This window comes from Prevotella sp. tf2-5 (assembly GCF_900115435.1).
Classification (GTDB): domain Bacteria; phylum Bacteroidota; class Bacteroidia; order Bacteroidales; family Bacteroidaceae; genus Prevotella.
Genome location: NZ_FOWK01000006.1, coordinates 54,239 through 75,319, shown reverse-complemented (window position 1 = coordinate 75,319; position 21,081 = coordinate 54,239). Strand labels below are relative to the sequence as shown.

Annotated in this window: 21 protein-coding genes; 15 read left to right on the top strand and 6 right to left on the bottom strand. The window is 46.2% G+C overall.

Going from position 1 to position 21,081, the window contains the following annotated elements; all coding sequences use genetic code 11:
* Nucleotide 1: 1 nt before the first annotated feature.
* Entirely contained in the window at nt 2-2,710 is a 2,709-nt protein-coding gene (locus BM257_RS07875) for a valine--tRNA ligase (RefSeq protein ID WP_092070743.1), read from the bottom strand.
* A 115-nt stretch (nt 2,711-2,825) separates the two neighbouring features.
* On the opposite strand from BM257_RS07875, the gene mazG reads away from it, so the two are divergent.
* The 8 genes from mazG (at nt 2,826) to BM257_RS07835 (ending at nt 8,575) form a co-directional block, all read left to right on the top strand.
* Nucleotides 2,826-3,680 (top strand): nucleoside triphosphate pyrophosphohydrolase, encoded by an 855-nt coding sequence (mazG, locus tag BM257_RS07870; RefSeq protein WP_092071061.1) that lies wholly within the window; start codon nt 2,826-2,828, stop codon nt 3,678-3,680.
* A 10-nt stretch (nt 3,681-3,690) separates the two neighbouring features.
* A complete protein-coding gene (locus BM257_RS07865) occupies nt 3,691-4,353 on the top strand; it encodes a lipocalin family protein (RefSeq protein ID WP_177216054.1) in 663 nt (220 codons plus the stop codon).
* Nucleotides 4,354-4,360: 7 nt separating this feature from the next.
* Nucleotides 4,361-5,275: a ribonuclease Z gene (locus tag BM257_RS07860; protein ID WP_092070737.1), complete on the top strand. Its 915-nt coding sequence runs from the start codon at nt 4,361-4,363 to the stop codon at nt 5,273-5,275.
* A gap of 74 nt (nt 5,276-5,349) precedes the next feature.
* Nucleotides 5,350-5,667, top strand: coding sequence for a T9SS type A sorting domain-containing protein (locus tag BM257_RS07855; protein WP_255405646.1), 318 nt, complete (start codon nt 5,350-5,352; stop codon nt 5,665-5,667).
* Nucleotides 5,668-5,819: 152 nt separating this feature from the next.
* Nucleotides 5,820-7,220 carry a L,D-transpeptidase family protein gene (locus BM257_RS07850; RefSeq protein ID WP_177216053.1) on the top strand — a complete coding sequence of 467 codons (1,401 nt, stop codon included), beginning with the start codon at nt 5,820-5,822 and terminating at the stop codon, nt 7,218-7,220.
* Nucleotides 7,220-7,765 (top strand): RNA polymerase sigma factor, encoded by a 546-nt coding sequence (locus BM257_RS07845; protein ID WP_092070731.1) that lies wholly within the window; start codon nt 7,220-7,222, stop codon nt 7,763-7,765. Before BM257_RS07850 ends, BM257_RS07845 begins: the two co-directional genes overlap by 1 nt.
* Nucleotides 7,766-7,804: 39 nt before the next feature.
* Complete coding sequence (locus tag BM257_RS07840; protein ID WP_092070728.1) at nt 7,805-8,137, top strand: hypothetical protein; 333 nt, start codon at nt 7,805-7,807, stop codon at nt 8,135-8,137.
* 12 nt (nt 8,138-8,149) lie between these two features.
* Entirely contained in the window at nt 8,150-8,575 is a 426-nt protein-coding gene (locus tag BM257_RS07835) for a hypothetical protein (RefSeq protein WP_092071055.1), read from the top strand.
* On the opposite strand, the gene nth is transcribed toward BM257_RS07835, so the two are convergent.
* The gene (gene nth / locus BM257_RS07830; RefSeq protein ID WP_092070725.1) at nt 8,511-9,179 is read right to left on the bottom strand and encodes an endonuclease III; all 669 of its coding nucleotides are present in this window, start codon (nt 9,177-9,179) and stop codon (nt 8,511-8,513) included. The two genes, BM257_RS07835 and nth, sit on opposite strands and share 65 nt — an antisense overlap.
* 206 nt (nt 9,180-9,385) lie before the next feature.
* On the opposite strand from nth, the gene BM257_RS07825 reads away from it, so the two are divergent.
* Nucleotides 9,386-10,087, top strand: a complete 702-nt coding sequence (locus BM257_RS07825) for a glycoside hydrolase family 25 protein (protein WP_092070722.1) — start codon at nt 9,386-9,388, stop codon at nt 10,085-10,087.
* On the opposite strand, the gene BM257_RS07820 is transcribed toward BM257_RS07825, so the two are convergent.
* From BM257_RS07820 to BM257_RS07805, 4 genes are read right to left on the bottom strand one after another with little or no spacing between them, the layout of a single operon-like run.
* Nucleotides 10,088-10,888, bottom strand: coding sequence for a nucleotidyltransferase family protein (locus BM257_RS07820; RefSeq protein ID WP_092070719.1), 801 nt, complete (start codon nt 10,886-10,888; stop codon nt 10,088-10,090).
* Nucleotides 10,889-12,172: a Na+/H+ antiporter NhaC family protein gene (locus tag BM257_RS07815; protein WP_092070716.1), complete on the bottom strand. Its 1,284-nt coding sequence runs from the start codon at nt 12,170-12,172 to the stop codon at nt 10,889-10,891.
* A 9-nt stretch (nt 12,173-12,181) separates the two neighbouring features.
* Nucleotides 12,182-13,678 carry a UxaA family hydrolase gene (locus tag BM257_RS07810; RefSeq protein ID WP_092070713.1) on the bottom strand — a complete coding sequence of 499 codons (1,497 nt, stop codon included), beginning with the start codon at nt 13,676-13,678 and terminating at the stop codon, nt 12,182-12,184.
* 26 nt (nt 13,679-13,704) lie between these two features.
* Entirely contained in the window at nt 13,705-14,775 is a 1,071-nt protein-coding gene (locus BM257_RS07805; protein ID WP_092071052.1) for a LacI family DNA-binding transcriptional regulator, read from the bottom strand.
* Nucleotides 14,776-14,787: 12 nt separating this feature from the next.
* On the opposite strand from BM257_RS07805, the gene BM257_RS07800 reads away from it, so the two are divergent.
* The 6 genes from BM257_RS07800 to BM257_RS07775 all read left to right on the top strand — a co-directional run bounded on the left by BM257_RS07800 (nt 14,788) and on the right by BM257_RS07775 (nt 21,073).
* On the top strand, nt 14,788-16,347 hold the full coding sequence (locus BM257_RS07800) for a DUF5113 domain-containing protein (protein ID WP_255405645.1): 1,560 nt from the start codon (nt 14,788-14,790) through the stop codon (nt 16,345-16,347).
* Entirely contained in the window at nt 16,334-17,050 is a 717-nt protein-coding gene (locus tag BM257_RS07795) for a DUF5932 domain-containing protein (protein WP_092070707.1), read from the top strand. Before BM257_RS07800 ends, BM257_RS07795 begins: the two co-directional genes overlap by 14 nt.
* A complete protein-coding gene (locus tag BM257_RS07790; RefSeq protein ID WP_092070704.1) occupies nt 17,047-17,634 on the top strand; it encodes an AbgT family transporter in 588 nt (195 codons plus the stop codon). The genes BM257_RS07795 and BM257_RS07790 overlap by 4 nt, the downstream gene beginning before the upstream one ends.
* Before the next feature lie 194 nt (nt 17,635-17,828).
* Nucleotides 17,829-18,857 (top strand): DUF3089 domain-containing protein, encoded by a 1,029-nt coding sequence (locus tag BM257_RS07785; protein WP_092070701.1) that lies wholly within the window; start codon nt 17,829-17,831, stop codon nt 18,855-18,857.
* Nucleotides 18,858-18,960: 103 nt separating this feature from the next.
* On the top strand, nt 18,961-19,269 hold the full coding sequence (locus BM257_RS07780; RefSeq protein WP_092070698.1) for a DUF2442 domain-containing protein: 309 nt from the start codon (nt 18,961-18,963) through the stop codon (nt 19,267-19,269).
* An 85-nt stretch (nt 19,270-19,354) separates the two neighbouring features.
* On the top strand, nt 19,355-21,073 hold the full coding sequence (locus BM257_RS07775; RefSeq protein ID WP_092070695.1) for an MATE family efflux transporter: 1,719 nt from the start codon (nt 19,355-19,357) through the stop codon (nt 21,071-21,073).
* Nucleotides 21,074-21,081: the final 8 nt, after the last annotated feature.

Here is a 21,081-nt window from a genome sequence, read left to right as displayed (position 1 = left end):
TTTATTTCTGTGCACGAAGTGCGGCAAGGCTTTCTTTGAGAGCAGCAATCTTTTCCTCAGAGTCACTCTGCTTCTTGCGCTCTAAGGCTACAACCGCTTCTGGCGCATTAGCGACGAACCGCTCATTGGAGAGTTTTTTCATGACACCAGCAAGGAAACCTTCGAGGTGTTTCAACTGGGTCTCCTGCTTCTCTATCTCAGCATCGATATCAATCATATTACCCAGAGGAACGGCAAACTCGTCTGTTCCTACCATGAAGGCAGAAGCCGTTGCATCTTTCTCGTTGACCACTTGGATGGCACTGACATTTGCCATTTTCATGACAGCGGCGGTATATGTCTCGTAGTGGTTGACAGTAACAGCCTGCAGCTCCAATGCTTCTTTGGGTGCGATGTTCTTCTGGTTGCGTACCATGCGGACACCACTGACAATCTGTTTCACCAGCTCAATATCATCAACAAGTTTTTTCTCTGCAGCTGTAGGAGTCTCCAACTTCAGACTTTCACGCATGATGCTCTCTCCTGCCTTCCGCTCATAGAGTGCCTGCCATAACTCCTCTGTGATAAAGGGCATGAAGGGGTGTAACATCTTCAACAGGATATCGAAGAAATGCAATGTCGCCTCGTAGGTGGTCTTGTCGATAGGCTGTGCCTCGCCATTGATATAGGCAGGCTTTACCATCTCCAGATACCAACTTGAGAACTCGTCCCAGAATAACTTGTAGACAACCATAAGTGCCTCGGAGATACGATATTTTGAGAACAAATCTTGCAACTCCTCATTGACAAGTTTGAGCTTGGCTTCGAACCATGCCACGGCAATCTTGCTTGCCTCTGCCTGGTCGGTGTCAGCAACCTGCCATCCCTTGATGAGACGGAAAGCATTCCATATCTTATTATTAAAGTTACGTCCTTGCTCACACAGACTCTCATCAAAGAGAATGTCATTTCCGGCAGGGGCGGAGAGCATCATACCCATACGCACACCATCTGCACCGAATTTCTCAATCAATTCAATGGGGTCAGGAGAGTTGCCCAGTGACTTGGACATCTTGCGTCCCAGTTTGTCACGGACAATACCTGTGAAGTAGACATGTCTGAAAGGCATCTTGCCTACATACTCATAGCCTGCCATGATCATACGTGCCACCCAAAAGAAGATGATGTCAGGACCTGTTACAAGGTCGGAAGTGGGGTAGTAATATGCCAATTCCTCGCTCTTGGGGTTGTTGATGCCATCAAACAGGGAGATGGGCCACAACCATGAAGAGAACCATGTGTCCAGAGCATCCTCGTCTTGTTTCAAGTCAGCATCTGTTATTGCAGGATTTTTCTGCTTGGCAAGCTCAAGAGCTTTCTCTCGAGTCTCTGCCACTACGAAGTCGCCCTCCTCATTATAATAATAGGCAGGGATACGGTGACCCCACCAGAGTTGACGAGAGATACACCAGTCTTGAATGTTTTCCAACCAGTTCTTGTAAGTCGTCTTGTATTTTGTGGGGTAGAATTTGATATCATCGCTCATTACAGGTGGCAGGGCGATATCTGCAAAATGCTTCATTTTCAAGAACCACTGCAAAGAAAGGCGTGGCTCGATAGCTGTATCCGGATTACGCTCAGAGTAACCTACCTTATTGGTATAGTCCTCAATACGCTCCATTAGTCCTGCGTCCTGTAGGTCTTTTGCAATCTGTTTACGACAGTCGAAACGATCCATGCCGACGTATAATGGTGACTGCTCGGAGATGGTGCCGTCGGCATTGAAAATGTCGATGGTCTCCAAGTTGTGGGTCTTACCAAGCATATAGTCATTAGTGTCGTGGGCTGGTGTCACCTTCAGACATCCCGTACCGAATTCAATGTCTACATAACGGTCCTCTATCACAGGAATCACGCGGTTGACTAGTGGAACAATGACTTTACGTCCTTTCAACCACTGGTTCTTGGGATCTTTTGGGTTGATACACATCGCCGTATCACCCATGATGGTCTCTGGACGGGTGGTGGCAACAACGGCATAATAACCTTTGGCATCCTTATGGATAATATTACCCTCTTTCTCTAGACTCTCTTGGTTATCTAAGGCCTCCAGACCATCAACATAATATTTCAAATGGAATAGATGACTCTTCTCCTCACGATAAATAACTTCTTCGGTAGACAATGCTGTCAGAGCTTTGGGGTCCCAGTTGACCATGCGTAAACCCCGATAAATGAGTCCTTTGCTGTAGAGGTCAACGAAAACTTTGATGACACTCCTCGAGCGTTTCTCATCCATCGTAAAGGCAGTACGGTCCCAGTCACAGGAAGCCCCTAGGCGACGTAACTGCTTAAGGATAATGCCCCCATGCTCATCGGTCCAGTCCCATGCATGTTTCAGGAATTCCTCACGTGTGAGGTCGTGTTTCTTGATACCCTGCTCTGCCAGCTTCTTTACTACCTTAGCCTCAGTAGCAATAGAGGCATGGTCTGTTCCTGGCACCCAGCAGGCATTCTTTCCCTCCATACGGGCACGGCGCACCAAAATATCCTGGATGGTATTATTTAACATGTGTCCCATGTGAAGCACACCCGTTACGTTGGGTGGCGGGATGACAATTGTATAAGGCTCGCGACCATCAGGTTTGCTGGCAAACAACTTGTTGTCCAGCCAATACTGATACCATTTCGATTCGACCTCTTTGGGATCGTATTTACTTGCTAGTTCCATAACTTATTTAATAATGACGTGCAAAGGTAAACAAAAAAAACGAAACTGCCAAATAGGTCGTGGAAATTTGGTGGTTTCGTTTTTATTTTGTACTTTTGCATGGATTATGGAGCAGATGCATACAAGAGAAGAAAAAATGGCTGCCTTTGGGCGAATGCTTGATGTGCTGGACACATTGAGGGAGAAATGTCCTTGGGATAAGAAGCAGACGAATGAAAGCCTGCGTCCCAATACGATAGAGGAGACTTATGAGCTGTGTGATGCTTTGATGAAGGGTGAGGCGTCCGAAATATGCAAGGAATTAGGTGATGTCTTATTGCATGTCGGCTTCTATGCAAGAATAGGAGAAGAGAATCGTCAATTTGATATAGCAGATGTTTGTAATCATCTGGTTGACAAACTGATATTCAGGCACCCACATGTGTATCATCCTTCTCAGATCGGAGCCCCAGCTCCTCAGCCTTTACCCTATGGTGAGGATGCAGGAAAGAGTGAATTCTCAGAGGCGAAAAACGTGGAGCAGGTTCTTGATAATTGGGAACAGATTAAGCAGAAGGAAAAGGATGGTAATAAAAGTGTGCTGAGCGGAGTCCCAATAGCCCTTCCCTCTATGATCAAAGCATATCGTATACAAGACAAGGCTCGTCATGTGGGTTTTGACTGGGAGGACAAACAAGATGTATGGTCGAAAGTCCGTGAGGAGTTGGATGAGTTGGAGGTGGAGTTGAAGCGGGAAGACAAGAAGCGCTCTGAGCAAGAACTGGGAGACTTTCTCTTTGCTGTTATCAATGCGGCGCGTCTGTATCACCTGAATCCCGACAATGCGTTGGAAACAACCAATCAAAAGTTTATCCGACGATTTAATTTTATAGAACAACATAGTATTAAGGAAGGGAAACCCCTGACAGAGATGACCCTCGGGGAAATGGACGCTCTGTGGGATGAGGCAAAGAAAAATGAGAATTATTAAATAAATGATTATGAAGAAAATAGTATTTGTATCGATGTTAATGACTACTATAGTAGTTATGACAAGTTGCGGCGGAAAGACACAGCCTGTTCCTTTCGACAATGGTGACTCTACGGATATGAGCGCCATGCAGGATCCTACCATCTATGGTATTTGTGGCGAGAGTACGGCAATGAATACACTGCAGGTCGTCACGGATTTGGGTGACACTATTCAGCTGGATATCACTTATGCTCGTGAGAACAACCAGGTTTTTGGTGGCTTACAGGCAGGCGACCGTATGGCAGTAGTTCCCAATGCCAAGAAGACAGAGGCGTTGATTGTTATCAACCAGGCTGCATTATTAGGAAACTGGGTTATGCCTAATCCGTTGGATGGTAGTGATGAAGTCGGTTTCAAGATTAAGGAAGGTGGCATTGTAGAGGGTATAGAACAGAGCACTCTTTCCTATAAGACTTGGCGGCTGGTTCGTGGTAAACTTGAATTGGTTGATGTCCGTGAAGGTGCTGGCGAGGAGGAAGAGGTGAATCTGTATGATATAGTGCGGTTGTCTCCTGATTCTTTGATACTCAAAGACGGTGAGGATACTTATGAGTATGGACGCCAGCAGTTGAAGAAACCTGATTCGGATATCAAACTGGAGGAGGCTTCAGAGGACGACTATAAGATTTGATGAATTCTTGGAACCGTTTAAGATTCATATTTTAGGTTGTGGGAGTGCTTTACCCACGCTTCGCCATTATTCTTCGTCGCAAGTAGTGGAGATAAGGGGAAAGCAATTCATGATAGATTGTGGAGAGGGAACGCAGATGCAGTTGCGGCGTTCCCGTATCCGTTTTACCAAGCTCTCTGCAGTGTTTATTAGTCATCTCCATGGCGACCACTGTTTCGGACTTATCGGGATGATCAGTACTTTTGGTTTGCTAGGACGAACTGCAAAACTGGATGTCTATGCTCCGGCGGCGTTAGAGCAGATGCTTGATGAACAGATGCGTCTATATTGTCATGGACTCGAATTTGAGGTGGTCTTCCATGTTGTCGATACCACCCAACAGCAGGTCATCTATGAGGATCGTAGTCTGACAGTGGAATCTGTCCCCTTGGAACATCGTGTGCCTTGTTGTGGCTTCTTGTTTAAGGAAAAACCAACGATGCCGCATATCAAGCGTGATATGATGGATTTCTATCATATTCCTGTTAGTCAGATTTACAACATCAAGGGTGGGGCAGACTGGATGACACCAGAAGGGGAGGTGATTCCCAACAGTCGTTTGGTAGAGCCAGTAGAGCCAGCCCGTAGTTATGCCTATTGCAGCGATACCAGGTATATCCCTACTTTATACGAGCGTATCAAGGGTGTGACGGCACTATATCATGAGAGCACCTATGGGGAGGATTGTATACAACATGCAGAGAAATACTACCATTCCACAGCTCTTCAGGCGGCAATGGTGGCTCGTGATGCTCAAGTCGGGAAATTGCTGTTAGGCCATTACTCTTCGCGTTATGAGGATGAGAACGTCCTGCTTGAAGAGGCAAAAAAAGTGTTCGAGGACAGCTTTTTGTGTGATGAACAGATGATTTTTGAGCTGTAAACGCATTTTTTCACATTAAAATTTGGCATTTTCAAATATTATTCCTACTTTTGCATTTGTAATATGTATAGCGTATGACAAAACGAGTACTTATAATAACGCTTTTCGTCGCATGTTTCTTCATGCTACCAATAACTATTCAGGCGGTTCCGTCAGAGAGTTTTGGTATTGAGCAGAATGATGAGAAGAACGAGGCGCAGATTAGTGTGTCTAAGTCTACTGTCCATATTATAAACGCAGAAGGGCAGGTGATGGAGGTGATCTCATTGACAGGTCGTCATGTGATGTCTGTACGTATTGAGAGCCCGGCACAAAGAATTGAATTAACAAACATACCTAAAGGTTGCTACATTATCAAAGTCGGAAAGGTTGTCAGAAAGATAGTCATCTGACATTCCTTTTATTCTTGATGCTTTCTTGTCTCCTCGTGGGATGTGGAAAAGATTCTATCAGGAAAGGTGATATCACAATAGAGGCGTTTTCAGATCTGAAAACGCCTACTTTTCAAATAACACCTGCTGAAATCCAGTCTGTACTGAAGAATATGGGTAAGGTTGGCAAGGATTCCATGTCACCCGCTTGCCGTACGGCTTTGTATTACCATGAAGGTGGATCGATGTTGTGGATTGGAAGACAGGGAATTACAAACATGGCGGATACACTGATACAACAGTTATCTCAAGTCAACCAGATAGGTTTCTCCAAAACGCAATTTAAGGTCAAGGAATTAGAGGCAGAAATACACCGTTTCAAAACCTTGGACTTTGACCAACATCATTCGGTAAATGATGTGATTGCTCATTTGGAATATAACCTGACATATGCTTATCTGACATATGTGGCAGGACAGCAGTATGGTTTTGTGAATCCCAAGGTGGCTATGAACAGATTTGACTCGAAGCCTGACAGTACTGGACAAGTAAAGACGCATTATGTGAACCAATACGATACTCCAGTTTTACGTCCGGCTCCTGCTTTTTATCAGAAAGCCTTAAGGAAAATCAGAAACGACAGTGTTGGTCCTATGATGCGAGAGGTGGAGCCGCAGTCTCCGCTCTATCGTAGTCTCCTTCGCCAGTTGTCTGACTCTTCTTCGGAGAAGCGAATGAAAGTCCTTGTTAATATGGAACGCTGTCGCTGGAAAGAGAAGAATCCCATGCCGACAACAGGAAAATGGGTAGTCGTCAATATCCCTGCATTTATGTTATATGCTTTTGGACCAGACTCTACTATGTCAATGCGTATTGGGTGTGGTAAGACGAGTACGAGAACTCCTTTGCTGACCAGTGCGATTGAGTATATGCAAATAAACCCGGAATGGAATATCCCACAGAGTATCATTAATAATGATGTGCTTCATCATGCCGGGGACAGTAGTTACTTTGCCCGTCATCGCTATTATATCGCAGAGCGTTCGACGGGTAAGAAGGTGGCTATTAGCAGTGTTTCACGTGCAATGCTCTCAAGTGGTAAATACCGAGTGTCGCAAGATGGTGGAAGAGGTAATTCCTTGGGTCGTATCGTTTTTCGCTTTAAGAATAACTTCTCGGTCTATCTGCACGACACCTCTACACCAGGTTTCTTCCAGAACAGTTGGCGAGGTGTGTCACATGGTTGTGTCCGTGTGCAGCGTCCTTTCGATCTTGCCCATTTCTTGTTGGGGGATGTTGACGATTGGACATTGGATAAAATCCGTATCTCGATGGATATCTCTCCTCAAACAGAGCAGGGTAAGGACTATGTCCGTTCTCATGCACCGGAAGAAAATGAGAATGGCAGGAAGTTGCCACATAAATTAATCAGCTATATGCCTGTGAAGCCTCACGTACCTCTTTATATTATATATTACACCATATATCCAGATGAGCATGGGCTAATTCAGACTTATCCGGATGTCTATGGCTATGATAAGCTTGTCTGGAATCATCTCAAGAAATTTATCTAATGACTGTTGACGAGAGACAGTTGGTTACCATGCTCTCCGACCCATCAACACAACGGAAGGCTTTTGAGCAGGTGGTACGACAGTATAGCGAGCAACTATATTGGCAGGTTCGGCGTATCGTACTCTCCCATGAGGATGCCAATGACGTGATGCAGAATGTGATGTTGAAAGCATGGAGCAGCCTTGATTCTTTCCGCCAGGACTCTAAGTTATCAACATGGCTTTATCGCATTGCCATTAACGAAAGCCTTGATTTCGTGCGCCGTCAAAAAGTGGCAGATATGGTCAGTGCAGATGATTCTGTGGGAATAGCCAATACGTTAATGGCTGATCGCTATTTTGATGGCGATGAGACAGAGGCACAATTGCAGGAGGCGATTGCACAGTTGCCGGAAGTACAGCGAACAGTATTCAATCTCCGTTATTATGACGAGATGAAATATAGTGAGATGAGTAAGATTCTCAACACTTCAGAGGGTGCGTTGAAAGCATCCTACCATATTGCCGTGAAGAAAATTTCAGAGTTTTTTAAACAACGGGATTAAACTTTCCGAAAGAGTGAACGTCCAATAAATAAAGAAACAATGATGAACGAAGAGAAATATCTTGAAGAACGACTGTCAAAAAAGAATCCTTTCCAAGTTCCGGAAGGATACTTCGATAGTTTTACCGAACAGGTGATGCGTCAGATTCCAGAGCGTCAACAGGGGGCTCGACGCATGTTGCTTCGTCCGTGGATGTATGCCGCAGCCTGTCTGGTGGTTATCGTATTCAGTGTGGCTTTATACTTCTCAAAAATAGATCCAGACACTCCTGAGTTGCCTCAGGTTGCTGTCACGGAGTCTTATATTGATGAGGCCGCTGACTATGCAATGATTGACAATACTGATATTTATGCCTGTCTGGCAGAAAACTAAAAGGAGATGTGTATGAAAAGATTAGTATTACTTGGCTGCTCTATCATGTTGTTCATGTTTTGTATGGCACAGGAGAAAAAATTCTCACCAGAGAAGTTTGATGCTGAGATGACTGCCTATATTACCAAACAGGCACGTCTTACAGACGAAGAGGCGGCCAAACTCTTTCCTCTGCTTCGCGAGATGCATAAGCAACAGCGTTGTCTGTACCAGAAGAAACGGAGTTATGGAAAGGAGAAACCTGCCACTGAAGAAGGTTGTGCTAATGCTATCCACAATCGTGACAAACTGGACATAGAACTCAAACAACTGGAGCAGACTTATCATAAGAAGATGATGTGTGTGCTTCCGGCGTCAAAGGTATATGATGTCATTAAAGCTGAGAGTCAGTTCCACCGCCAGATGATGAAAGGGTGGCAGAAGGGCAGACGCCCTTGAGGTCACATTTCCCGCAATGGGGCTTTCTGGAGGTACATACATATCTGCCGTGAAGCAATAACCAATGGTGTGCCCGTGGAATATCTTCCGCGGGTATGTTTTTTACTAGCACCTGTTCAACTTTATAAGGAGTGTCGTCATTCTTCGTCACCAGTCCTAAACGATGACTGACACGGAATACGTGTGTGTCAACAGCCATGGTCGACTTTCCGAAGGCAACACTCTGTATGACATTTGCTGTCTTCCTGCCCACACCAGGTAGGTCAAGCAACTGATTCATGTCTGACGGAACTTCTCCTCCGTATCTCTCCATCAACGCACGGGCCATCCTTACCAAATGGTCTGCCTTTGAGTTGGGGTAGGATACACTCTTGATGTACTCCAGCACGTCCTCCGCTTCTGCTTTTGCCATCGCTTTCGCATCGGGATAATGGCGAAATAGTTCTGGTGTGACTTGGTTGATACGTTTATCCGTACATTGTGCGCTCAATATGACAGCTACCAACAGTTGGAATACACTACCGAACTCTAATTCAGTTTGTACCTCCGGCATCTGTTTGCGGAAATATTGAAGGATATACGCATATTTTTCTTTTCGTGTCATAACTTATGCTGTTTATATTTTCTATTTTGCTGCGAAAATACGAAAAATGAAACAAATATCAAAGTCCTAGAGCAGATTTCTTTAGAAAGACACCGCTTGGGAGAAGGAGGAAGATCTTCTATGACAAGATATAATAAAAGATGTGAAAGGCTTTTGTGGTTTAGTCTTTTCTTGTTAAATTTGCATTCGCTAAAAGAAAAAAGATAATGAGACGTACAATAATATATACATTATTTGTTTTATTTGGGACAGTAACAACAGTGGCGCAGAACTATGAGGATGTACAGTGTGAGGACACTTGTACACATGTGCATGGTATTGATATGAGCCACTATCAGGGTAATGTGTTCTGGGAGACTGTAGGTGATAACACAAAAATGTCATATGTCTACCTGAAGGCGACGGAAGGTGGTGACAGGATAGACGAGATGTTTGAACGCAACATCAATCTGGCGCATCGCTATGGATTGAAGGTGGGTAGTTATCATTTCTATCGTCCAAAAGTCAACCAGAGAATACAACTTGAGAATTTTAAGACGCAATGCCTGCCTGGTGAGCAGGATTTGATTCCAATGATTGATGTGGAGTCTATGGGAGGGCTTCCTGTGGAGGAATTCTGTGACTCACTGTTAAAGTTCCTTGACTTGGTAGAGGAGGCATATCGTCAGAAACCATTGGTGTATACCTATCGAAATTTTTACAATAAGTATTTGGTGGGAAAATTGGACGACTACAAATTAATGATTGCCATGTATACTGATGAGGAGCCTGTCTTGGCTGACGAGCGTGACATCGTTGCCTGGCAGTATACTGGTAAGGGCCGACTGACGGGTGTCAACGGCTATGTGGATAAGAGCCGGCTGATGGGACAGCATAAGTTGCGTGAGTTACGCTTTCATCATCATTAGTTATTCTTCGATATGGGAGAGGGAGTGGGCGAAATTGGCAAAGAAATTAGTGATAGCCTCGCTCGGATAATAGCTCATATATTTGGCAGAATGGCGGACATGCCACATCATAGCGTCGGAATTGTTGGTACGTACGAACACATTCTTTCCTTGTGTGAAATACCAGTCAACGGCTTGTTCGCTTGACGTGTTCATGATATCTTCGGCAATGCGGATGGTGCTCTTGCCAATGTACGCTTTGGTGAAAGGAATTTCTTCTGGCTTGAAGTCGAAGAAATGTACTAACAGTGCGGCTTCCAGTCGGACGATTTTCCCCATGTGTAACTTCTTGATCCAGTCTGCCAGTTGCTGGTAGTCAATCTGATCCTTAGTAGTACGGAGGTAGATACCTAGTTCCACCAGATGACGCATATTAATACCTTGTGTGAGGATAAAACGAGCCAGCCGAATGATATTATAGAGCAGTTCCAGAGTCGGTGAGTTGCCTTCCTTCTCAGTCCATTGTTGCAGTTTATGATTTAACAGGGGGTTGGTGAGCCGTTGTTCCTCGTCCTTCACGATTTCTGTATCAGCCATCATGGCACTTTCTTTCCATTGTATCATCTGTTCCTGACGAATCTGAAGAAAGAAATCGTCATGACTAGTCTGGATGCCGTCATAGACCCATGGTGTCACATCGTGCATCTGTGAGAGTTGGTAAAGTCTTTTCCATTTCCATGCACTCATGGGCTCTATCCGTTCGCGTTGTCCGAAAGCGCCACTCTTGAGCAGTCTGAGAAAGTTACGTTGTATGATATCCATTTATGAGAATTTTTTAGGGTAACGGAACAGAATGGAGAAAAGGGACATAATGCCTAGAAGGAAAGGATAGTAGAGGTAGGGCACAATACTGACGGGGTTAAGGGCAGCCAGTCCTCCTGCCATCAACAGCTGTGCGCCATACGGGATGATCCCCTGCATCATACAGGAGAAAGTATCGAGTATCGAGGCACATTTACGGTTGTCTACCCCGAAACGGTCACCGATCTTCTTGGCAATACCTCCTACCGTCAGGATGGCTACAGTATTATTTGCCGTACAGATATTCACTAGTGAAACTAAGGTAGCAATTGACAGTTCGGCACCCCGTTTGTTATTTACGTGACGGGTCATCAATTTAATGATGAAATCAATACCTCCATTGTGCTTGATGAGTTCCAGTAGTCCTCCTGCCATAATGGTGATGATAATAAGCTCACCCATGTTCAGAATGCCGTCACCCATCGCCTTCATCCATCCGTAGATGTCGAAGGCGTCATAACAGAGTCCGATAATACCAGAGAGTAATAGTCCGAGTGCAATGACTGCCATTACATTCATACCGAAAATCGCAGTAACAAGTACCGCTAGGTATGGCAATACTTTCCAGAATTCCACGTTGCCCGTTGGTTGCTGCATAGGGGTGTGAATACCCATAAACAGATATATCAGCAACATGACGATTGCTACAGGCATTACGATATAGGAGTTGACACGGAATTTATCGCTCAGTCGGCACTCTTGTGTGGATGTTGCCACAATCGTTGTATCTGAGATAAACGAGAGATTGTCGCCAAAGAAGGAGCCTCCTACAACAATTGCCACTATCATCGGTAAATCCTCCCCCAAATGATTGGCGATACCTGCCGCGATGGGTGTAAGTGCCACGATGGTCCCCACACTCGTACCAATGGATATAGAGATAAAGCAGGCGGCGATGAACAGACCGGCAAGTAACATGTTGGCAGGTAATAATGTGAGGGTGAGGTTAACGGTGGCATCAATAGACCCCATCGTTTTCGCAGTGTTTGCGAAAGCACCGGCAAGGATGAATATCCAGATCATCAGCATCATCTGTGACGTACCTGCTCCACGACTGTAGATATCGATGCGCTTTCTGATGGGGATGCCTCCAGAGATAACGACAGCATAGATGCTCGCTACCATGAAGGCAACGGTGATGGGTACTTTATAAAAGTCACGAGCGATGATGCTCGTGACTAAATAAAGTACTATAAACACCAGAAGCGGTGATAATGCGATCAGACCTTTCTTCAATTTTTTAATCTTTCAATTCTACAAAGTAACGCCATTCTTGAAGATAGAAATCTCACGATAGCCGTTAGCTTCATTGCGAGCCTGTTCTCCAGAGGCTACAGCAAGAACTTTATCGATGAATTCCGGAACGAGTTCTGTCATGGTTCGTCCCTCAACCAACTGTCCTGCGGAGAAGTCTACCCAATGGGGTTTGTTCTTGGCGAGGGTAGGGTTGGTCGCTATCTTCATTGTGGGCACAAAAGTACCGAATGGTGTTCCACGTCCAGTGGTGAAAAGTACGATATGGCAACCACAAGAGGCGAGAGCCGTAGACGCTACGAGGTCATTGCCAGGAGCAGATAGTAGATTGAGTCCGGGATTCTTCAAACGGTCGCCATATTCCATGACACCACTGACAGGAGCCTTACCGCATTTCTGAGTACAGCCTAAAGCCTTGTCCTCAAGAGTTGAGATGCCACCAGCTTTGTTTCCAGGGCTGGGGTTCTCACCAACGGGCTCGCCGTGTGAGAGGAAATAGTTCTTGAAATTGTTGATCATCGAGACTGTCTGGCTGAAAAGCTCTGGTGTCGTACAACGGTTCATGAGAATCGTCTCGGCACCAAACATCTCAGGTACCTCAGTCAATACACTGGTTCCGCCTTGTGCCACCAACCAGTCGCTGAACTCACCCACCAACGGGTTGGCTGTGATGCCACTGAATCCATCAGAGCCACCACATTTCAGACCGACTCTTAATTTCGAAACAGGGACATCCACTCGCTTGTCCTGCTTGGCAATACCATAGAGGTCACGCAGTATTTCCATACCAGCCTCTATCTCGTCACCCTCCACTCGTTGGGTAACGAGCAGTTTGATACGGTCTTTGTCATAGTCGCCCAACATCGCCATAAAATCTTCAGGCTGGTTGTTCTCACATCCAAGACTTAACACTAATACGCCACCGGCATTGGGATGCAGACAGATGTCTCGCAGTACCTTTCGCGTATTCTCATGGTCATCAGAAAGCTGTGAACAACCATAGTTGTGATGCCATGTCCAGATGGCGTCGACACCTTCACCCTTAGTCTCCATCATCAGACGGTGACTCAATTGTTCTGCGATGCCGTTGACGCATCCTACGGTGGGCACAATCCATATCTCATTACGAACACCCACATCCCCGTTCTTCCGAATATATCCCTTAAAGGTTCGCTTCTCGTCTTTGATTCTAAGAGGCTCGTTAACAGGGTTGTATGTGTATTCAAGTGTTCCGCTGAGGTTGGTCTTGAGGTTATTCTCGTTTACCCAATCTCCAGCTTTCATGTCTTGACGAGCATGACCGATTGGATAACCGTATTTGATAATATTCTCTCCCTCTTTCACTTCTTTAATAAGAACTTTGTGACCAGCAGGAGTATCTTGATTCACGGTGATTTGTTTGCCGTCAATCTCGATGATTTCACCCTTCTTCTTGGGTTGCAGACAAACCACGACGGAGTCGGCGGGATTGATTTTTAAAAATGTAGCTTGTTCCATAATTATATTGTATTTGTTTAAGTAGTTTATCCGATATTCTTACGGCGGTAGAAGTCAATGTTCTCCTTCGTTAATAACTCGATAGGCATGTAATTGATGGGCTCAACCTCTTTTTTCAGTACAATCGCATTGAAGAGTGTCTCGATACAGGAGTAACCCTGCATATATCCATGCTGTGCGATGAGGAAGGAAATACTGCCTTGACGTACACATTCCGCATTCTTCGGCACCATGTCGTAGCCCATAATCTGAATGTTACGACGGTTGGAGCGTAACAGATACTCGCCTACCAGATGCGCTTTTGAATTGAAGGTGATACAATGGTGGGTATGTGGGTGCTTGGTGAAAAACTCATCGAGAATGGCATCATAATTCTCGCGTTTCTCGTCCAAAGAGAGATTCACCTCGTTAATAGTCACATCAGGATAATGGTCGTGCATATAATGGCGGAACCCCGTCTCACGATTCTCCTGCTGCTTCGATGCCACATTGCCGTTGCGCATCTGTTTCATCAGCATGATCTCTTTCTCATGAGGAGCCAGCATCATCAGCATCCGGGCGGCAAAGTAGCCACTGGAAAAAGAGTCTTGACCATAGAACGACAATGGCTTAAGATCTGGCATGTATGAGTCAAGCAGGACAAAGGGAATCCCTTGTTCGTGCAATTGATCCGTGAATTTACGAGTGACATCCAGTTTAGAGGGGACGATAATCACACCATGGGGCTTCTGCTTCAGACACTCGTTGGTGACTTTTGTGAATGTCTCCGTCGAGAAACGGTTGTAATACATCATCTTCTGACTAATACGGAAGTCGCTACGACGGTCACAGGCATCAAGGACACCTTCTTCCACCTCTTCCCAATAAGCCTCCGACTCGTGCTTGGGGATGATGCAATAGAATGTATACGATTTGTTATAAGCTAGGGCGGAGGCATACATGTTTGGCTTGTAGTCCATTTCCTTCAGCGCCTTCTCTACCTTTTCCAAAGCACTTTTCGATACGTTAGGGCGTTTATGCAGTACACGGTCTACCGTGCCCACACTCACACCAGCTCTTTCGGCAATATCCTTGATCCTGATTTTACCTGTATCCATTGTTCATTTCAAATGAAGGGAATAACACTGCAAGTGGAGCCCACGGAGACTGTGGTAAAAGCAGACCGTGTGCTGACACTCTTCATGCTCAACACCCTTGCCGATAATGCCCGTAAGTTTACGGAGCGGGGTGGGGAGGTCTGTGTCTCTGCTGTGGAGACCGCTGATTATGTGGAACTCTCAGTTAAGGATACAGGAAAAGGTATTCCAGAGACAGAACTGGCACAGGTGTTCAATCACCAGGTGAAGGGCGGACATGGTTTTGGACTGATGAACTGTAAGGGCATTATTGAGAAATATCGTAAGATCAGTCAGATATTCCAGGTGTGCCACCTCTCTGCAGAGAGTGAGGAGGGTAAGGGGAGCCGTTTCTTTTTCCGTCTGCCCAAAGGAATCATGAGACTATTGGTTGTTGGCATACTCCTGCTGACATCTGGTACTCTTCCTGCCTATAGTCAACGGCAGACAGCTAACAGTGATATCGACCAGGCTCATATCTTTGCCGATTCTGCCTATTTCTCAAATATCAATGGCACTTATGCGAGAACATTGGAGTTTGCCGACTCTTGTCGTAAATATCTGAATGCCCACTATCTGTCACAGCATCCTAAAGGCAGCTTGTTGATGCAACGTCAGGGTAATGCTTCCTTGGTGGCACCAGAGATACAATGGTTGTACGACAGTGTGAGCACGAACTATCAGATTATCCTTGATATCCGTAATGAGAGTGCAGTGGCGGCTCTTGCCCTCCATGAATGGGAATTATACGCTTATAATAATAAAGTTTATACCCAGCTCTTCAAAGAACTCTCTGCGGATAACACGTTGGCGGACTATTGCCGTATGATGCAGCAGTCACAGTCGAATAAGCGTATCGCCATCATCTTGCTGATTCTGATTCTTATGCTGATGATACCTGCCTATTACATGCTTTACTACAGACATCGTCTGTATAACCGCTTCCGCAAGGAACGACTGCAACAAACCAATCTGGAGATGGCGGAAGATGAGTTGCGTAGGGCAGAGTTAGAAGACAGCAACCTGCATGTGTCGAATGCCGTCCTGGATAATTGCCTGTCGACACTCAAACACGAGACGATGTATTATCCCAGTCGTATCCGTCAACTGGCAGACAAAGGTGAAACACAGTCGATGCTGGAGGTGGCATCCTATTATCGGGAACTCTACGGGCTATTGAGCGAACAGGCTCTCCGTCAGACAGAGCAGGTGAAATTGCATCTGAAGAAAGTGGAACTTTACGGACAGGAGGTCTTAGGCGATGAGCACATGCTGCGCTACCTTTTTGAACTGCTGAAAGGCGATGTGACTGTGGAGGTGAAGGATCAGCAATACCTGCTATATACCATTCGCCGTGCCGACTTGCAGATAACGGAAGAAGAAGCTGCCAATCTTTTCTCTCCCCAGATGAATACCATACCGTATCTGCTCTGTCGTCAGATCGTGCGTGACCATGGGGAGGCGACCAACCGTCGTGGTTGTGGTATCTGGGCGAAAGTGGCAGAAGGAATAACATGGATTCAAATAACACTACCAAGATATGGAAAACTTTAAGTTGATGATCGTTGAGGATGTGCCCCTCGAACTCAAAGGCACGGAGGGTATTGTCCGTCATGAGATTCCAGAGGCGGAGGTGATAGGTACAGCAACTAATGAGGTGGAATACTGGCGGTTGATCAAGAAACAACAGCCGGACCTCGTGTTACTTGATCTTGGACTTGGCGGGTCCACCACTGTGGGTGTGGAGATCTGCCGGCATACCAAGGAACAGTATCCGCAGGTGAAAGTACTGATCTTCACTGGTGAGATACTGAATGAGAAACTATGGGTGGATGTCCTTGACGCTGGTGCCGATGGTATCATCCTGAAGAGTGGTGAGTTACTCACCCGTGCCGATGTCCGTGCGGTGATGGAAGGAAAACAACTGGTGTTCAATGAGCCTATCCTCCAGAAAATAGTGGAGCGATTTAAGTATGTCGTATCCTCACAGCTGGTACGCCAGGAGGCGTTGGTTAACTATGAGATCGACGAGTATGACGAGCGTTTCCTTCGTCATCTTGCCCTTGGCTATACCAAGGAGCAGATAACTAATCTTCGTGGTATGCCCTTTGGAGTGAAGAGCTTGGAGAAAAGACAGAACGAGCTGGTACGCAAACTGTTTCCTGGTGGGGAGAGTGTCAACGCCACCCGTCTGGTCGTTCGTGCCCTTGAGCTTCGTATCCTTGACATTGATAATCTTGAGCCCGATACTGAATGAGGAGACTGGTTCCATATATGGCACTTGTCCTGGTATTGGCAGAGTTGGTGTTGATACTGGTTTCATGGCTGCTGAGTGCGGCCCTGCCGAATAGTGGGGTACGCTCCATGCTGTCAGGAGAGGGTATCCGTTGGTTCATGGGACATTTCGGGACAATCCTTGCTACACCCATCTTGTCTTGGCTGATATTGGCAGCGATAGCCATTGGCTGTCTGAAGTGCTGTGGTCTCTTCCCTCATCCTATGCGCTTTAACTATCGTGAGCGTCGTGCGTTTCTGATAGGGGGAGGGGTATTGCTGGTTTGTGTCGTCTCTCTCTTGTTACTGACGGTCGTCCCTCATGCCGTCTTGGTCAGTGCGACAGGTGGGTACTTCCCCTCGCCATTCTCATATAGCTTAATACCTTTTCTCTCGTTCAGTATTTGTGCGTTCAGTATAGTATATGGCTTGATAGCAGGTACCTTCCAAACACTCCGTGATGTCTACGACTCTTTATTATACGGAATTCGCTGGGCGGCACCTTGTGTTCTTTTTTATATCTTGTTCATCCAATTTTATGAGTCGTTGAGGTTCGTCTTCGGCTAAAACACCAATTTTTAGGTATTGTACCCTTTCTTTTTTCTACTTACCTTTGCAAACAGAAAATCATAAAAGTATTTGTTTAGTTTAGTTAAGTAGTAAAAGGCTTGCCGTGAGGTAAGCCTTTTTCAAGATTATAAGGTCTCTCTCTTGGGGATATAGGAATGATTTTGTATCTTTGTACGCAAAATCATGCAAAGATGAAACGAATACAATGCTGGATACTAGTCGCAGTCCTATCTGCTTGTGGCTCAAAAATATATGCATCTGATGCCGTTAAGGTGTCTAGACAGTGTGAGGAATCTGAGTTCATTCCCAAGGCACCCGACTACAACGATTCCACGATGTGGATAACAGAAGATGGTGACTCGACAGGAATGGGAGCCGACGTGTTCTATGTGGTATCCACATGGGAGGTAGACTGGAAAACGGAAGATGGACGTATCAGCCACTATGCTGATGTGTGGAACCCTAAACATCGTGAACGAATGGGGGCAAGGGAAATCAAGAGGGTGGCTGCTTATATGTCACCAGGCAACCGCTTCTATGCCCCATATTATCGCCATACGACCATAGAGACTTTCCTAACGCAGAATGAGGATACCATCTATCATCGCACTCGTCTGTCAATGGCAGATGTCTGTGCTGCCTTTGACCATTTCCAGGCTCAGCGTGACAAGACACGCCCTCTCATTATCGCTGGTTTTAGTCAGGGTGGACTTGCTGTCGTGGAGTTGTTGAAACATATCGATGATGAGACATATAGCCAGTTGGCTGCCGCTTATGTGCTGGGCTACAAGGTAACACCAGAGGACACGTTGCAAACCGATCATATCAAGGCGGCACAGGGTGAGACAGACACAGGCGTCACTATTTGCTACAATACAGTGAAGGATGTGAAATACGTACAACCAGTCATCGCTGCCACCTGCATGGGAATCAATCCTGTAAACTGGCGGACGGATGCTACTCCTGCCATCCTGCATGATACCATTACCGTCACGTTGTCCCCAGCGTACCACGTCCTCGTGGTCAGTGGCTATAGTGGTTCGGAATATCCTCCATACAAGGGTTTCCTTAATGTTGGTGATATCCATAGTTGCGAGCCCTGGCTCTATAGCGAGTGTCTCGCAAAAAACATCGCTGTGCGGGCGAGGGAGTGGAGAAGGTCATGTAAGTGCAATTGTGAATGTATATTGGAAAACACATTGAAACGCCAAACAGAATAAATAGAGTTCTTTTGCAAAAAGATACGGTTCACTATGAACGTCGTATGAAAATAAATGATTATCTTTGCAAAAGAAAAAATCGAAAAGATAAGGAGGTAAGACGATGTTGAAAGTAACAGATGTTGAATATATGGGCGACTATTCGTTGCTGTGTCAGTTTAGCGATGGCAAAAAGAAATATGTGAATCTTGAACCATTGTTAAAATACCCCATGTTTGCAGAACTAAAAGACAAAAGTCTATTTACCCAGTTTGGCTTAGACGGCACCATTTTCTGGGCGAACGGAGCAGACATTGCCCCAGAGTTCCTCTATGACAAAGGAACAGATTATCCACCCATTGCGGCCTCCCTTGCATGCTCACAAGGGGACTGTCCCCCTGTGAGCATGCAAGGGAGGCCGCAATGTTTTTAGTGTCAATCAATAAACAACAAATAAAAATCCGCCAACGGCACGTGGAAGAAGGTGCTGTAAAACAGTCAAGCAAACAATCGCAACTATGAATATTAGCATTTTTCGTAACAGCTATCTTATCGACAAGGCTTACCGGCTAACACTGGTGAGCGTTACGCTTACAGCATTGGCACCGCTCATAGCGACGCTGGTAGATGGGCTTTTCTCGAGCAATCTGTTGGGCAACGATGCTTTCATCGCAGTGAGTGTAGCGCTACCTATAGTCAATGCAGTGAGCGTGCTGACGATGATATGTGAACGCGGCGGCGCAGTGCTTGCAGCAGGTCAGTTAGCCAAGGGCAACCGCGACAAGGCCAACCGTATATACACAACGGCATTCGCCTCGGCGGTGATGGTGGCGGTATTAGCGGCGTTAGGCATCTGGTTAAACCTCGACAGTATCTCTTCGGGGCTGACCGGCAGACCCGAGAGCGCAGCATATGCCCGCGAGTACCTACAGGTAATCGTCATTTACCTGCTCATCCTGCCGCTAAACAACACGTTCAACGACTTTGCAACGCAAGAGGGAGTTCCGCAGTTAACCACCCGAGCCGTGGCTACGGGCAGTGCGGCCAATGTGGTGCTCGACATCCTTTTCATCGGTGTTCTCGGCATGGGCATCAGCGGTGCGGCATGGGGTACGGTCATTTCGAGTCTCATCAATCTCGCGCTCATATCGCCCCATTTCCTTAAGGGCAAGAGCCAGTTCAGATTGGTGCGGCCGCAGGGCGACCTGGGTGCCATCATCGGCGATAACCTCAAGCATGGCTTCGGCTTCAACGTATATTTTATCGTGGTAAATGCCTTTATGCTGCTGGGCAACGCATTGGTACTGAAAGTGGCAGGCCACGACGGGCTGACGCTCTTTGATGTATGTCTGCAGATACAGTCGGCCACGTTCTCGGTTGTTTTGGGACTCACTATGGCTGGCGTCTCGCTCGTCACCTACATGCGTGCTATCGGCGACAGCGACGGACTGCGGCGCATCATGAATAATACTGCCAGCATACTGGTGGGATTCTACGGTGTGCTACTGCTGTTAATGGTGGCTGTGCCGCAGTTTTTCCTGTGGTGCTTTGGTCTCGACGGTATCGACCTCGCCCTGGCCCGCAGGGTATTCACCTGCTTTGGCATCTACTACTTCTGCTTCTGTGCCGTAGCGGTGTATGTCACTGTCGTACTGCAACTGGCAGGTCACGTAACGGCCAAGATCGTGCTGGTATTCGCCATGGGTATCATAGCCTATCTGAGTATGCTTGGCCTTTCGAAGGTCAGTGCCGATGCCATGTGGCTGGGATTGATTGTGGGTGGTGTGCCCATCCTTGTGGTTAGTCTGGGTTACGGCTACAGGAAGCACCTCAAGTACCCGTTCTATACCAAGTTCTCGTTGGTCGATAAGATGCCTTCGTGTATTAAGTTCGAATGTTCGATAGATTACGAGCAACATAATCTTGAAGAGATGAAGAAGATGATCAAGTTATTTGCCGTCATCTGCGAGATGAGCGACGAATTGAGTTCTAAGATGTACTCTACTATCCTGGCGCTCTTAAACAATGCACGGGAGCGTAGAAGTCGTCATCTTAAATATCTTGACATCACGCTCTGCGAGTTAGACGACGGGGTCCAGATGGCCATCAAAGACTGCGGCCGTCCCTACGACCCGGTACACAATGGTATGGATACCGCATCAGTAGGCGCCCGCTCTGCCACCTACCGCTACATGTTCTCCATGAATGTAACGACTATAGTATGGAATAAAATATAATATCATTA